The 14,035-nt window shown below is 60.6% G+C and carries 12 protein-coding genes; 5 read left to right on the top strand and 7 right to left on the bottom strand.

Annotated elements, in window-relative coordinates:
* Positions 1-4 precede the first annotated feature (4 nt).
* The gene (locus QZW03_RS15865) at positions 5-739 is read right to left on the bottom strand and encodes a M14 family murein peptide amidase A (RefSeq protein WP_296510997.1); all 735 of its coding nucleotides are present in this window, start codon (positions 737-739) and stop codon (positions 5-7) included.
* Between the two features lie 189 nt (positions 740-928).
* On the opposite strand from QZW03_RS15865, the gene QZW03_RS15860 reads away from it, so the two are divergent.
* Positions 929-1,447 (top strand): flavin reductase family protein, encoded by a 519-nt coding sequence (locus tag QZW03_RS15860; protein ID WP_296510996.1) that lies wholly within the window; start codon positions 929-931, stop codon positions 1,445-1,447.
* A 5-nt stretch (positions 1,448-1,452) separates the two neighbouring features.
* Positions 1,453-2,790, top strand: a complete 1,338-nt coding sequence (locus tag QZW03_RS15855; protein WP_296510995.1) for a TAXI family TRAP transporter solute-binding subunit — start codon at positions 1,453-1,455, stop codon at positions 2,788-2,790.
* Here the strand turns inward: QZW03_RS15855 and QZW03_RS15850 are convergent.
* The 3 genes from QZW03_RS15850 to QZW03_RS15840 are packed head-to-tail and all read right to left on the bottom strand — an operon-like array spanning position 2,780 to position 9,079.
* The gene (locus QZW03_RS15850; protein WP_296510994.1) at positions 2,780-5,182 is read right to left on the bottom strand and encodes a DUF1631 family protein; all 2,403 of its coding nucleotides are present in this window, start codon (positions 5,180-5,182) and stop codon (positions 2,780-2,782) included. The two genes, QZW03_RS15855 and QZW03_RS15850, sit on opposite strands and share 11 nt — an antisense overlap.
* 29 nt (positions 5,183-5,211) lie before the next feature.
* On the bottom strand, positions 5,212-6,873 hold the full coding sequence (ettA, locus tag QZW03_RS15845) for an energy-dependent translational throttle protein EttA (protein WP_296510993.1): 1,662 nt from the start codon (positions 6,871-6,873) through the stop codon (positions 5,212-5,214).
* 58 nt (positions 6,874-6,931) lie between these two features.
* Positions 6,932-9,079 carry a DUF1631 family protein gene (locus tag QZW03_RS15840; RefSeq protein WP_296510992.1) on the bottom strand — a complete coding sequence of 716 codons (2,148 nt, stop codon included), beginning with the start codon at positions 9,077-9,079 and terminating at the stop codon, positions 6,932-6,934.
* 287 nt (positions 9,080-9,366) lie between these two features.
* On the opposite strand from QZW03_RS15840, the gene QZW03_RS15835 reads away from it, so the two are divergent.
* Positions 9,367-11,148, top strand: a complete 1,782-nt coding sequence (locus QZW03_RS15835; protein WP_296510991.1) for a DEAD/DEAH box helicase — start codon at positions 9,367-9,369, stop codon at positions 11,146-11,148.
* A complete protein-coding gene (locus tag QZW03_RS15830; RefSeq protein ID WP_296511042.1) occupies positions 11,030-11,740 on the top strand; it encodes a nucleoside-diphosphate sugar epimerase in 711 nt (236 codons plus the stop codon). Before QZW03_RS15835 ends, QZW03_RS15830 begins: the two co-directional genes overlap by 119 nt.
* On the opposite strand, the gene QZW03_RS15825 is transcribed toward QZW03_RS15830, so the two are convergent.
* Positions 11,737-12,117: a hypothetical protein gene (locus tag QZW03_RS15825; RefSeq protein WP_296510990.1), complete on the bottom strand. Its 381-nt coding sequence runs from the start codon at positions 12,115-12,117 to the stop codon at positions 11,737-11,739. The two genes, QZW03_RS15830 and QZW03_RS15825, sit on opposite strands and share 4 nt — an antisense overlap.
* A gap of 75 nt (positions 12,118-12,192) precedes the next feature.
* Between QZW03_RS15825 and gloA the strand changes: the two genes are divergently transcribed.
* Entirely contained in the window at positions 12,193-12,606 is a 414-nt protein-coding gene (gene gloA, locus QZW03_RS15820) for a lactoylglutathione lyase (RefSeq protein ID WP_296510989.1), read from the top strand.
* Here the strand turns inward: gloA and QZW03_RS15815 are convergent.
* Positions 12,603-13,037, bottom strand: coding sequence for an SRPBCC domain-containing protein (locus tag QZW03_RS15815; RefSeq protein WP_296510988.1), 435 nt, complete (start codon positions 13,035-13,037; stop codon positions 12,603-12,605). The two genes, gloA and QZW03_RS15815, sit on opposite strands and share 4 nt — an antisense overlap.
* Before the next feature lie 148 nt (positions 13,038-13,185).
* A partial coding sequence (locus tag QZW03_RS15810; RefSeq protein ID WP_296510986.1) for a flotillin family protein occupies positions 13,186-14,035 on the bottom strand: 850 nt, incomplete at its 5' end.

Raw genomic sequence — 14,035 nt, 5'->3', positions numbered from 1 at the left:
CCGCTCAGGGCTTCGCAGAGGCCACCGGCCCCAAGCGGTCGTGGGTCCAACGTAAAAGGTCTATCCACATCTGGCGCACCTCGCCATCTTGCGGCATGCGGCTGGCACTCGGCAGCTCAATGGTCACCACCGGAATGCGCTGGTGGACACCTGCATAGTTGCCCAAAGAGCCCGGGAAAATACCCACCTGGTCCAGGTACAGGCGCCCAAGCTTGCTGGGCGGCACAGAAGGCCCGTCAAAGTCCAACACGCCGTAGGGCGCATGCACGCTGACAATCAGGTTGGGCTTAAAGCTATCCATCTGCTCCAGCAAAAAGCGGGATTCAGGCTCAGACACCGGCCTGTTGCCGGGCCAACGACGCGGGTCCCGCTTGGTGCGTTGCTCCCAGTACACCTTGGCGTCTCGGGCCCAGTTCGGCGTCGGGAAGTTGCGGTTCAAATCAACTCCGTTGCCATTGGTGCGGCGAGCAGGCTTTGCGAACAGGCCGTCCGGATTCAAGCTCGGTATGAACCGCCAGTGAATGTTCAAGGACGACTCGGCGGGAGGCGTTGCCGCAAGACCCAGCCAGTGATAGACGAGGGACACCGAAGACATTTCGTCGCCGTGGATACCACCGATCACCAGCACCTTGAAATTAGCTTCCGGCGCAACAATGTCGCGCCCCCAAACCACACGCCCCTGGCTCGATCGTGCCTTGAGGTCCTGCAGACCCGCTGCCTCGCACATTGCGGGGGTCACACTGGGTATTTTTGAAGAATAATCGCCGCAAGCCCTTACCATATCTGCGCAAGTAGCTACAGAATAGATAGCAAAAGCAACTGTGACGAGTGATTTTTTAAGCATGTAAGGCATTGTAAAGGTCGCCTTCAGCCAAGGTTTTGGCGAACCCGGAGGTCTGCCCGGTCTAAAGCACGGTAAATTCCGACCATGACGCCCCCCGCACGAGCACGATCTGCCACCCCCCCCGACTTCTCCAGCCAGCAATTCCGCCAAGCCCTGGGCATGTTTGCAACCGGCGTCACGGTCGTTACCGCACAGGCCGCCGACGGCACCCTGGTGGGCCTGACCGCCAACTCCTTCAACTCCGTATCGCTGGCACCCCCCTTGGTGCTGTGGAGCTTGGCCCAAAAGGCCGGGTCCATGAGTGCCTTCAGCCGCGGTGCCCATTACGCCATCAACATTCTCGCGGCAGACCAGCAAGCCTTGGCCATGCAGTTTGCAACCAAAGACATTGACCGGTACGCCGGTGTCGATTTCACCCGCGGCTCCCACGGTGCACCGCTGCTGACCGGCGCTGTGGCTCACTTTGAGTGCTTTAACCGCAGCCAATACGAAGAAGGTGACCACGTGATATTCGTCGGTGAAGTAGAGCGCTGCAGCCACCGCGCGGGTGCCGCGCCACTGCTCTACCATGGCGGCAAGTTCTACACCGAGCATCCGCTCTAAACCCCATGTCTTTTCACCTGCCCCAGCCGGTCAAGGCAGCGCTGCTTGGCTTTTGGGATCTTTTCACCTCGGCAAGCCCGCTGCTGTTCGCCGGTGCAGGACTGATTTGGCTGGCCTACTGGTGGCTGAACCCGATGCCGCCCAAGCACCTCACCCTGCTCACCGGGCCTGAGCAAAGCGCCTACGCCGAGATGGGCGGGCAATACGCCAAACTTCTGCGCGAACAGGGCATTACCGTCGAACTGATACCAACCGAAGGATCTGCTGACAATCTGCGACGCCTGCAGGCAGGGGAAGCCGATGCCGGCTTTGTGCAAGGCGGGTCTGCCAGCGCTGCGCCCGGCGAGGAGACCGAAGAACTACTCACCCTGGGCAACCTGTTCGTCGAACCCATCTGGCTGTTTTATCGGGCCCAGGCCGCCGCCGGCGTGTCGGAGTCCGGCCGCCTCCAGTCCCTGAACCAATTGGGCACCTTGCGAATCAATGCGGGCACTGCGGGGAGCGGTGTACCTCCCTTGATGGACACCTTGCTGGACATGCATCGCATGGAGCCCAAGAAGCTCCGTATCTCGCACCTGGAGCAAACCCCCGCTACGGTTCAGCTACTGCAAGGCAAACTCGACGCCGTGATCTTTGCATCGGCACCCCAGGCTCCTATGGTGCAGATGCTGCTGCAAACGCCCGGCATCCGGCTGATGGACTTCCCGCAGAACGAGGCCTACGCAAGGCGCCTGCCGTTTATTACGCCGGTGACGCTTCCGCGCGGCGTGGTCGATCTGGCCCGCAATATTCCCACGCAAGATGTGCACTTAATTGCCACAACCACCAGCATGCTGGTGCGCGAAGGCTTGCATCCGGGGCTGCGCCAACTGCTTTCACAGGCCACGGTGCAAACACATGGCCAGCCGGGTTGGTTTCAGCGCTTTCGCGAGTTCCCTAACGCGTCTAACAGCGAGTTTGCGTTGGCACCGGAAGCTGAGCGCACCTTGAAAAACGGCATTCCCACCCTGCAGCGCTATATCCCCTTTACCCTTGCCAACCTGGTAGAGCGCATGTGGCTTGCACTGGGAATCATTGTTGCGGTTCTGCTACCGCTGGGAAAAATCGCGCCGCCCCTGTATGCCTACCGTGTGCGCTCCCGCGTGTTCCGCTGGTACGGGCAACTGCGCGACATAGAGAGCCGTTTAGAAGCTACCCCCAGTGCCAGAGAGGCGCTTCTGGACGAACTCAACGCCATTGAGTCCAAGGTAGAAAAAGTGATTCTGCCCCTGTCATACGCGGATGAGTTGTATGCGCTGCGCAACCACATCGGGCTGGTGCGCCAGCGCTTGCTTACAACGTAGAGTCCAGACTGTTTTTCATGGCCTGCTGGGCCACAGCGTCCAGCGCACCATCCACCACGGTTTGCGAAGAAATCACGCGTAGGTGGCCTGCAGCGACCAGCTTATCGTGGGTTCGCCGTGTCATTGACTGGGTATTCCCCGCCGCACTGGTAAACAAGAACAATGTTCCATGCGGGCTGGCCCAGGTCAATTGCGTGCGCACCCAGTCGCCCTGGGTTTGCAACTCCACCCACGAGCCCAAGGGCAAGCTATCGACACCGGTGCCGGGCGCGGGCGCGGCAACCATCGGGGCGAGAATAGTGGCCGCCACACTCGGGGCCGTAGCGGGAGCTTCGTCCGGAATCTCCAGGAAGTTCGAATCTTGAGCCTCGGAGGGGGCCACCCATGGGTTCCCGTCTTCCACCGGACGGTTGCGCACCGGAGTGGGGGCAGGCGTCGCCGCAGGTGTGGGTGGTGGCTCGACTTTGACGGCAGCCACCGGCCCCCGTGTCTGCACCATCTTGAAAATCGCTTGATGAATACCCATCAAGGCCTCAAGAAAAGCACTGGTTTTAGTCGCCGGATATTGAATGGTTTCCAGCCCGTCTCGCATGGTCGCCAGCAGCAGCGGCACTAATTTCGTCAGCTTCGCAATATTTTTGGGAGCCAACTCAGGGTGAGTGCTCCACAGCAGCGCGGAAATCAAGGCCTGGTACTTATCCGCTGCCGCGGAGCCGCTTCCACCTGACAGGCGGGCCTGCGCTACGACCTGGGCCCATGGCCCGCACAGGAAGTTCAACACCACCTCGGGCACCTGGGGCGCATCCGGGTGGGTATCAATCTCGCGGGCAATTTTCTCAGCCAACAAGTTGCGCTGCTCGGCTTTCTCCAGCGCTTTTACCGCCTGATTGCGAGATGGAATCTGTTTGGCCGCCTCTTCCGCCCAAAGCACCTGCAATTCGCGCAAAGCTTCGTCAAACAGTTCCGGGCCCTCCACCGCCGCGTTCACCAAAGGCGCAATGGCTTCGCGCGCTTCGTCCAGAAAAGCCAGGAAACCCGGGCTTTGGACATTCGCATAAGCCAGGCTGCGGTGGGTGAGCTCTTGCACCAGCATGCGGGCTGCATGGTTCTTGTCGGTGAACAGGCGGGGGTCGGCCAAGGCCAGGCGCATCAACGCGGGCTCCAGCTCACGGACCAGCGCTTGGACTGGTGCGAGCAGCCGGGGATCGCGCGCGATGTTGTCCACCATAAGCTCCACCACCTCAAGGCTCAGCGCCTGGGCAATGCCTGTTGCACTGCGGCGAATGCTCTCGCGCGCTGCATCCAGGCCTTGCGCACCGCCCGGACTGGGCACCGCATTACGCCGCTGCTCCAATCGCTGGACCACGCGGTCCACCTGCTTCATCTCGGTCAGTGCCTCAAAGGCCGCGGGAACGGTGGCCGCGAAATCTGCGGGCCCTTCTACCGGCTCGGAGACAACAGGGTGCGGATAGTCGAACTGCCGCGCGAACTGCTGGGCAAAAGCGGCAACGCGATGCTGGGTGCCCATTTGATCCAGCTCGCCGGACAGGAGCTTGCGAAGGCGGTCCAAGGTTAGAAGCCCGGGGTCGACGGCAGGTCTCGAAACACGGGACTCCCGCGCCTCACGTGCAATCATGGCTTCGCGCTCGGCGCTACCAGGAGCTCCGTATCGGCTTGCCTCGGTGAAGTCATTGGGTACGACCTCTTTGCCGCGCCCTCCTCCGCCGGATGACGCTGCGCTCTGGGTGACTGCGTAGCCCGCAGCTTCAACGCCTTGGGTTCGCAAGCGCCCGACCAACTCGGTATAGAGCGTTTTGAGCTCGCCACCCAAAACAGTGCCCATGGTGGTGAGCCAGTCCAGCCGGGTTGCACTGGGCACCGGTGTCCGCTCTACCGTATTGCGCAAGGCATTGATATAAGACTCAGGGCGCAAGGGGTTGCGCTCCGGGCGCACCGTGGGCAGGCCCAGCGTTGTGCAAATCAGCGTGTTGAGTTCGGCAAGGCTGACCTCGGCGGCCAACATGGCCATTTGCTGTGCCCGCGCCATGTTGACGCTTTCCTGCACCTGCACCTCATCCATGAGTTCGAGCTGATCGAACTGCACCTCGGCGATGCTGGGCATTGCAGCTTTAGGAGCTGCCACAGGGCGCGTGAATTGCTCCATGAGCGCCAACTCAAACCCTTGGCGCAAGGTGCCTTCGTGGGCCAGCAGCAGTTTGAGCGAATCAGCATGGACTTCACGCTCCCGGAAATCGCGCGATGCGCTCTCCCGGACGAGCAGCGCCTGCCGGAGCGTTGCCACTAATTTGCCCATCATGGCAGGACCACCCGCCGCCGCGTCCTTCAAAGTCGATTGATAAAGGGCCGCGTAGTGCGTGGGTTGGTCTTGCATAGGATGATGAACCCTTGGGCTGCAATCGATTACTTGAGTGCCTTGTAGCGAACGCGCTTAGGTTTGGCGCCCTCTTCACCCAGGCGCTTCTTCTTGTCCGCTTCGTACTCCTGGTAGTTGCCGTCAAAGAAGGTCCACTGGCTATCGCCTTCCGCCGCCAGAATGTGGGTCGCAATACGGTCCAAGAACCAGCGATCGTGGGAGATCACCAGCATGGTGCCGGCAAATTCCAACAATGCGTCTTCCAGGGCGCGCAGGGTTTCCACATCCAAATCGTTGGACGGTTCATCCAGCATCAGCACGTTGCCACCGGCAATCAGTGTTTTGGCCAGGTGCAAGCGGCCACGCTCACCACCGGAGAGCATGCCGACTTTCTTTTGCTGGTCGCCACCGTTGAAGTTGAAGCGGCCACAGTACGCACGGCTGGCCATCTGGAACTTGCCGACGTTCAGAATGTCGAGTCCGCCGGACACGTCTTCCCACACGGTTTTTTCGTCGGAGAGAGCGTCGCGGTGCTGGTCCACGAAAGCCATTTTCACGGTCGAGCCGATCACGACTTCGCCCGAATCCGGCTTCTCACGACCGGCAATCAGTTTGAACAGTGTCGATTTACCGGCCCCGTTAGGACCGATGATGCCGACGATAGCGCCCGCAGGAATGTTGAAGCTCAAGTTGTCGATCAACACGCGGTCGCCAAACGACTTGCTCACGCCCTTGAATTCAATCACCTGGCTACCCAAGCGGTCGGCCACGGGGATAAAGATTTCGTTGGTTTCGTTGCGCTTTTGGTATTCGAAGTCGCTCAATTCCTCAAAGCGGGCCAGACGGGCCTTGCTCTTGGCCTGACGGGCCTTGGGGTTCTGGCGCGACCATTCCAATTCCTTCTTCAAGGCCTTGGCGCGGGCTTCTTCGCCCTTTTGTTCGGCTTCCAGACGGGCACCCTTTTGGGTCAGCCAATCGGAGTAGTTGCCCTTGTACGGAATACCGGAGCCGCGGTCCAGTTCCAGAATCCACTCCGCCGCGTTGTCCAGGAAGTAGCGATCGTGGGTGATGGCCACCACAGTGCCGGAGTAACGCTGCAGGAATTGCTCCAGCCAATCCACCGATTCAGCATCCAAGTGGTTGGTGGGTTCGTCGAGCAGCAGCATGTCGGGCTTGGAGAGCAGCAAGCGGCACAGTGCCACTCGGCGCTTTTCACCCCCGGAGAGCACGCCAATGTTGGCATCCCATGGGGGCAGGCGCAGCGCGTCGGCGGCAATTTCCAATTGGTGCTCGGAATCGGTACCGGCAGTTGCAATGATGGCTTCCAGCTCAGCCTGCTCGGCAGCGAGAGCATCAAAGTCGGCGTCTTCAGCGCCGTAGGCCGTGTAAACCTCTTCCAAGCGCGCCTTGGCGGTGAACACTTTGCCCATGCCGCTTTCGACGGCTTCACGCACGGTGTGGGTAGGGTCCAACTGGGGTTCTTGGGGGAGGTAACCGATGTTCAGGCCCGCCATCGGGATGGCTTCGCCTTCAATCTCCTTGTCTACGCCGGCCATGATTTTGAGCAAGGTGGACTTGCCGGACCCGTTGGTACCCAGCACGCCGATCTTGGCGCCGGGGAAGAAGGACAAGGAAATGTCTTTAAGAATGTGCCGCTTGGGCGGCACGATCTTGCCGACGCGGTTCATGGAGAAAACGTATTGGGCCATTGCGATTCTGGTTATTCAGCGGTAAAGCCATATTATCGACTGCGCGGCAGCCGGAGCCTCATCGATTCCGGCCGGAAGGGGATTCGAAGGCGTTTTTTACGTCGTTGAGCAACGCCTCCCGGGCCACCGCGTCGAGTGCGTTGTCCATCACATGGCCGTCTGACACCAGCCGCATCAACCCCAGGCCCCGCAAGCGATCCATGGTGCTGCGGGACATGGAGTGCGTCATGCCGCTGGAAGACAGGAACATGAACTGTGTCCGGTGCGGGCTCGCCCACGAGAGCTGAGCCCGGATCCACTCGCCCCCCAATGCCATGTCCACCCAAGACCCGGTACGCAGACTCTCCACGCTCCAGGCCTCCTGCAAAGCCGGGTCCGCCACCTCAGGCACCTCGGCCGGAGATGCTTTGGGCGACTGCATGTCTGCAAAGAACTCAGAGTCCTTGGCATCCCGATGGGCTACGTATTTGGCGTTGTCAAAGGCTTGTTCGTGAATGTCGATCAACCCGTCAAAAAATGGCGGGATCTGGTCTTCCGGGTAATCCACCAAAAGCAAGCCCTGCCGGATCTTCACCAGCATCAGTGGCACCAGCTCCACCAGGCGGGCGCGGTTTTTCCGCACGAGGCGGGGCTGGACGCTCCAAATCAAGTCATCGACCAGCGCGAGGTAACCGTCCGCATCTTCCACACCGACCGGACTGCGCAGCTGGGACTCCGCCACCACCTGCGCCCAAGGATCACGCAGAAATGCAACCACGATATCCGGCGCATTTTTAAAGGTCAGGCGCTGCAAAAACTCCTGCGCCAAGCGGTGGGCCAGCATATTGCGCTGCTCGGCGTGCATCAGACCGCGGGCCGCCTCTGCGGCAACTTGCTGGTGCTGGTGGTCCTCTTGTGCCCATGATGCTTCCAGGGTGCGCACCAGCTGCTCAAAGGCGGGCGCATCCCCCTCACCGCCCGTGAGTACGCTGATGGCGTTCTCCAGCGTTTTCTGGAACCGCTGATAGCCGGGGTCTTCTTCCGACTGAAACCCCAGGCTACGGTGGGTTGTTCGATCCAGGAACATCCGCGCGGGGTGCTTGCGATCCGCAAAAAACCGGGGGTCTTGGAGCGACAAGCGCTGCAGCACAGGCTCCAGCTTCAAAACAGATTGACGTACACCCGGCAGCAAGCGCCGGTCTTGCATCAGGTTCTCAAGCATCAGGCGCACCACTTCCTGCCCCAGCTCTTTGCCCAGCGCCTTGCCCTGCAGTGTTTCTCCGGCCTTGCGCCGGCTTGGCACCACGGGGCGCCCGGTTTCTGAATCCAGCTGTTGGGCTTGCTGCGACAAACGCTTGAGCATGGGCTCCACCAGCTTCATGTCCTCCAAGGCCATGAAAGACGCCGGCACGGTGTGGGTGAAATCTTTGACACCCGCCGCCGCAGGCCGGGGATCGAGCTCGCCCGAGAGCAGGCGGCGCAGTTTATCCAGCGTCAGCAAACTGCGCGAGACGGCAGAGTCCGGAGCCTTGGCCGCCAGGCCGAAGGGATGCGCCGCGCTTGCGTAGCTGGGTGCCGGCTCCACGCCCTGCGATTTCAACCATTCCACCAACTCGCGGTACATGCTGTCCAAGGCAGACCCCAACAGCCCGGCCGCCGGAGTCATGATGGAAGAGCGGGCATCATCTTCAGGCACCACCTGCCCGAAAGCCTCCCGCAGAGCGTGCACAAAGGCCTCTGGCTTGAGCGGGTTCAATGGAGCTTGCACACTGGACCAGCCCATCAAACTGCTGATCAAGGCATTCAAGCCCGGCAGTACCGCTTCGACCGAGCGGTGAACCTCTTGCTCAGTCACTGCCAGCTCTATGTTGGCATCGATCTGCTCTTCTTCCAAAAACTGGAAATCATCAAACCTAACTTGGCTTACCTGCGTTTTGCGGAAGGCGCCGCCGCCGTACACGGCGCTGCGCAATTCGACCCGGAAAACCGCTTTGATTTCGGCCATGCGCGCCACCAGCCGGGCCACCGTCGCTTGCCTAATGGGCTGCAACTTGGCATCCATGGCTTTGCCGCGCGACACCTTGAGCATGGACTGCAGGCCTTCGACGACATCTTCTATGAGCGGGTCAGACTGCTCCAGCACCACATCAATGCAAGCAGACAGCGTGGGTTTGGAGTTGCCGATTTCATGCGCAACACCCAAGCGCCGCAACAAATATTTCTTCATGATGGGGTATTTTCGATGCCGCCGATGGGCCGTGCCAGTGTATTGACAGATTGTTACCCGCCGGTAAAGCGAAGACCTGATTCCGTGTCGATAAACCGACACTCTCCAAGCCGTGCGACAATGCGGGCCATTGCAGCTATTCAGTTGCCTGCAATATCAGCAACTTGCTGGGGACCGCTACGTGACAGGGCGTCCCACTTTTGAATCCATCTGCCTTTGACTGACTGCGCGCCCTGTGCCTGCAGAACGGCCGATTCCCAAGCGTCCCGGACGGACGCATCTATCCAATGAACTTTGAAGAATTGAAGCTGGCTCCCGCCATCGTGAAGGCCGTGCGCGAGCAGGGTTACGAAACGCCCACCGCCATCCAGGAGCAAGCGATTCCCCTGGTGCTCGAAGGCCACGACCTGCTGGGCGGCGCCCAGACCGGTACCGGCAAAACCGCTGCCTTCACCCTGCCCTTGCTGCACCGCCTCTCCATGAGCCGCAGCGCGCAAAACAAATTCGGCGGCACCGGCATTCGCGCCCTGGTGCTGACCCCTACCCGCGAACTCGCCGCCCAGGTGGAAGAGTCCGTGCGCCAATACGGCAAATACCTGCAACTCAGCTCCACCGTGGTGTTCGGCGGCGTGGGCATGAACCCGCAAATCTCCAAGGTCAAAAAAGGCGTGGACATCTTGGTGGCCACCCCCGGCCGTCTGCTGGACTTGGCCCAACAAGGCATGTTGGACCTGGGCCAAGTGCAAATGCTGGTGCTCGACGAAGCCGACCGCATGTTGGACATGGGCTTCATCCATGACGTGAAAAAGGTGCTGGCCCTGGTGCCCAAAGAAAAGCAAAGTCTGCTGTTCTCCGCCACCTTCAGCGACGAAATCCGCGAGCTTGCCAATGGCCTGCTCAAGAACCCGCAAAGCGTGCAAGTCACACCGCGCAACACCACCGTGCAGCGCATCACCCAGGTGATCCACCCCGTAGGCCGCGGTAAGAAAAAGGCCCTGCTGGCCCACATCATCAACGAGCAAAACTGGAGCCAGGTGCTGGTGTTCACCCGCACCAAATTCGGCGCGAACAACGTGGCCGAGTTCCTGGAGAAGAACGGCATCACGGCCATGGCGCTGCACGGCAACAAGAGCCAGGCAGCCCGCACCCAGGCTCTGTCCGGCTTCAAGAGCGGCGATGTGCGCGCGCTAGTGGCCACCGACATTGCCGCCCGCGGTATCGACATCGACGACCTGCCGCACGTGGTGAACTATGAAATCCCGAACGTGAGCGAAGACTATGTGCACCGCATCGGCCGTACCGGTCGGGCCGGTGCCGATGGCGCTGCCGTCAACCTGGTGTGCCTGGACGAAGAAGGCTTCATGCAAGACATCGAGCGCTTCACCAAGCAAAAGATTGACGTCAAGGTGATCGAGGGCTTCGGTCCCGAGCCGGGCGAAAAAGGTGAACCCATTGCCATGGGTCGCCAGACCATTTGGGGCGGCGCAGGCAAGCCCCCGAGCCGCGATGTGATGCAGGCAGCCGCCAAGGCCGCCCGCACCGAAATGCTCCAGCGCGTGCGCGACAGCAAAGCCGCTCAAGGCGGCGGCCGCTCTGCGGGTGGCCAAGGCGGCGGTGGCAATGGTGGTAACGGCGGCGGCCGTGGCGGCCAAGCACCTCGTGGCAACGGTGGCGGCAATGGCGGCGGCCGTGGCCCGGACCGTGGCGGCGATTTCCAGCAACCCCGTTCGCAGGGCCCACGACCCGCGCAAAATCGCGGTCCACGCCGTGAAGGCGGCAGCGCTGAGTTCCAGCCGCCTGCAGGCTTCACCCACGAAGGCCGCGCTCCGCGTCCATCCACCGCACAACCTGACCCCATGCGCACCAGCGTCGATATGATGGCCGGTCGCGGTGCTCGCCGCGGTGGTGGCGGGGGCTTTGGCGGCGGTGGCCGCAGTGGAGGCGGCAATGGTGGCGGATACGGTGGTGGTGGCGGAGGCTACGGCGGCGGTGGCCGCTCGGGTGGCTTTGGTGGCGGGGGCAACGGGTCTCGTGGGCCGCGAGGTTCTGGCGGTTCTTCTAGCCGATAAGCACACCAGCGCGGTGCACACACTGGGGCGGCGCAACCTGCCCCACGCTCACCCCAAGCTGACCCAACACATCGTCGACTTTGCGGCGCTCCCGGAGCTGCCGCAGATCGACGATGTTTTTATTTGTCTGGGCACCACCATCAAGGTGGCGGGCAGTCAGGCAGCCTTCCGGCGTGTGGATTTTGATGCAGTTATGGCTGTAGCCCAGGCAGGTATTGCGCGAGGCGCTACAAAATTAGGAGTAGTCAGCGCCATGGGGGCCGATGCCCAGTCGCGTGTGTTTTACAACCGCGTCAAGGGGGAAATGGAGGCTGCACTCAGTGAACTGGGCTACACCAGCATCAGCGTAGCCCGCCCTTCCCTGCTGGTGGGCAACCGTGGCCCGCTGGACCAACCCGTGCGCCCGGGCGAGCACATCGGTTTGGTAGTGAGCCGGCTTTTCAAGCCGCTGATTCCCGTGGACTACCTGCCGGTCCAAGCAGCCGACGTGGCTGCGGGACTGGTCCAAGCCGTCAAAACCGGCAAACCCGGCGTGCAGCGCATTTTGTCGGGCGCACTGCAAGGTTCTGCAGCTCGCGCTGCTGCCGCTTAGCCTCGCACAAACAGGGTGACCAAAGGCTGGTCACCCACCTGACGGCTCCAATGGCCGTGAATGGCGGGGTCAAACGTGGCACCCTCGGGCAGCAAATCTGCCGAATAAAAGTGCTGGCCGGGCCCGAAGACGCGCGAGCTACCGTGAACTCCGATCTCCATCTGCCCCTGCAAAATAAAACACCATTGGGTGTGTCCTGAGCAGTGAAACTGGCTGCGAAAGCCCACCGGGCTGGTGCGCAACTGGTAGCCACCCGACGCAAACACCGCTGAGAGCATGGACTGCGGATTGCCCTCGTTCAGGGGAATAGACTCCTCACGGAACTTGGCAAAACCGTCGGTGTCGGTGAACAAAATGACTTGGTTGAAGGTGCTCATGGTGGGCCTTTGAATGGTGGCCGGATTATTCACCATGCCCAGACAGGGCAAAGGCCCTGATGCACAATTTGCCGCATGCAATTCCTCCACACCATGCTGCGCGTTGGCAACCTTCAACGCTCCATCGATTTCTACACCCAAGTGCTAGGCATGCAATTGCTGCGCACCTCGGAGAACCCGGAATACAAATACAGCCTCGCCTTCCTCGGATTCGATGGCGGCAACCCCGCTCAGGCCGAAATCGAGCTCACCTACAACTGGGGCACCGAGAGCTACGACTTGGGCACCGCATACGGCCACATCGCGCTGGGCGTGCCTGATGCTTATGCTGCCTGCGAGAAGATCAAAGCCGCTGGCGGCAACGTGACCCGCGAGGCAGGTCCCGTCAAGGGCGGCAGCACCGTGATCGCCTTTGTGACCGACCCGGACGGCTACAAGATTGAGTTGATCCAGAAGGCGGCCCAAGGAACAGGTGTTGGCCTGCGTTAACGCAGCACCTCGGCGGCCAAACGCTCCAGATTTTGTTGATTGGCCGAGGCCACAAAAGTGGCCAGACCCTGATAGTGCGCCACGGTTTCAAAGGTCTTCCGCCAGCACACTTCAGTACCTTCGCCTGAGGGCTTGAGCTCCTGGGTGAGCGTGAAATGGTGGCCGTTCAAATGCTCGATTTCCCAAAGTTCATCGGGAACAATCCGGGCAAACTGACTTTCATTCGGGTAGTCCGCGCCGTCCGGGGCATGCATGGTGAGCACCCAGCTCCCACCGGGCTGGAAATCAAACACATGCATCGTGCTACTGAACCCATCCGGCCCCCACCACCGGGCCACCCGGTCCGGACTATTCATCGCGGCAAATACGGTGGATGGCGATGCAGCGATGAAGTGGCTGCGGATGTCAGAGCGGTGATCTATGGATTCCATATCATGGTCCTGTCGCTTAGAAAGCAATAGTTTAGGCTGTCGACATTTGAGCCACCCTGGCTGCCCGGAGAGTTAGTCGCGGCAGATGCGCTACACATTTCATAGCTGCTCGCACAATGAGCATGGGCGCCAGAGCGCCCTTTCTCATCTATCTTTCAGCGGAAGTTACACCATCTGGTGACACCGCGACTGGAGCAGCCGTAACCATGCCCGCGATGGTCTGCGCAATCCCGGTGAGGGACGGATTGCTCAATCCCGCGTCTTTCATGATGGCATCCACAATAGGTTTGGCTACCTGGTAGTTCAGCGCTGAATTCACCACCTGTTCAGGCAGGGTGCCGCCTCCGGATCCACCGGACTCGCCACCTCCGGCGTTTCCCCCCATGGGCATGCCATTTACCTGAAACAAGCGGATGGAATCAATCTTTTCCAACGGCTTTGATGCGCTGTCGATGATTTGTGGCAAGGCTTGGATGAGTTGCATGCGCACGGCCAAGTCAATTTGTGCGGCGCCCAAACGGTTCTTTGCCTCGTTGATGGCCGCGATACCTTCTGCCTCTGCCAAAGAGGCCGACCTCTGCGCATCAGCTTCCACTTTGATGGCGGCGGCTCGGTTTTCGGCGGCCTCCCGCTCAGCCTGTGCGGCCACCTTCACTCCAATAGCCTGCTGTTCGGCAACCTTAGTCGCATCAATCAGCTGGATAGATTTATTCCGCTCCGCAATGGCAATTTCTCGGGCTGTGTTCACGAGCTCTTCTGACTTGACCGCTTCAGACAAAGCTGTGTTCGCAGTGGCGTCCGCTTCGGATTGCTCTTGCGATTTGCGTGCGATCGCAATAGCTGCATCTTGGTTGGCAAGCTCCACTGCCTGACGTTGCTCTGCTTGTTTGATCTTGGTTTCGCGCTCTGACTCGATCTGCTTCTTTTGAATCACCAGATTTTTGTCAATCTCGGCGCTGTTCACAGTTCGGTCCGCTTCGATTCGCTTTTCCTTGACC

Origin of the sequence: Rhodoferax sp. (assembly GCF_013297935.1) — a bacterium.
Classification (GTDB): domain Bacteria; phylum Pseudomonadota; class Gammaproteobacteria; order Burkholderiales; family Burkholderiaceae_C; genus Allorhodoferax.
The sequence above is the reverse complement of the archived record's forward strand: the minus strand, read 5'-3'. Positions and strand labels throughout refer to the sequence as shown.

What these genes read in the sequence shown, in the direction of transcription:
- QZW03_RS15850 (WP_296510994.1), bottom strand. Translation starts at nt 5,182, where the DNA reads ATGCAAGACCAACCCACGCACTACGCGGCCCTTTATCAATCGACTTTG.
- QZW03_RS15815 (WP_296510988.1), bottom strand. Translation starts at nt 13,037, where the DNA reads ATGGAATCCATAGATCACCGCTCTGACATCCGCAGCCACTTCATCGCT.
- QZW03_RS15825 (WP_296510990.1), bottom strand. Translation starts at nt 12,117, where the DNA reads ATGAGCACCTTCAACCAAGTCATTTTGTTCACCGACACCGACGGTTTT.
- QZW03_RS15855 (WP_296510995.1), top strand. Translation starts at nt 1,453, where the DNA reads ATGTCTTTTCACCTGCCCCAGCCGGTCAAGGCAGCGCTGCTTGGCTTT.
- gloA (WP_296510989.1), top strand. Translation starts at nt 12,193, where the DNA reads ATGCAATTCCTCCACACCATGCTGCGCGTTGGCAACCTTCAACGCTCC.
- QZW03_RS15835 (WP_296510991.1), top strand. Translation starts at nt 9,367, where the DNA reads ATGAACTTTGAAGAATTGAAGCTGGCTCCCGCCATCGTGAAGGCCGTG.
- QZW03_RS15860 (WP_296510996.1), top strand. Translation starts at nt 929, where the DNA reads ATGACGCCCCCCGCACGAGCACGATCTGCCACCCCCCCCGACTTCTCC.
- QZW03_RS15840 (WP_296510992.1), bottom strand. Translation starts at nt 9,079, where the DNA reads ATGAAGAAATATTTGTTGCGGCGCTTGGGTGTTGCGCATGAAATCGGC.
- ettA (WP_296510993.1), bottom strand. Translation starts at nt 6,873, where the DNA reads ATGGCCCAATACGTTTTCTCCATGAACCGCGTCGGCAAGATCGTGCCG.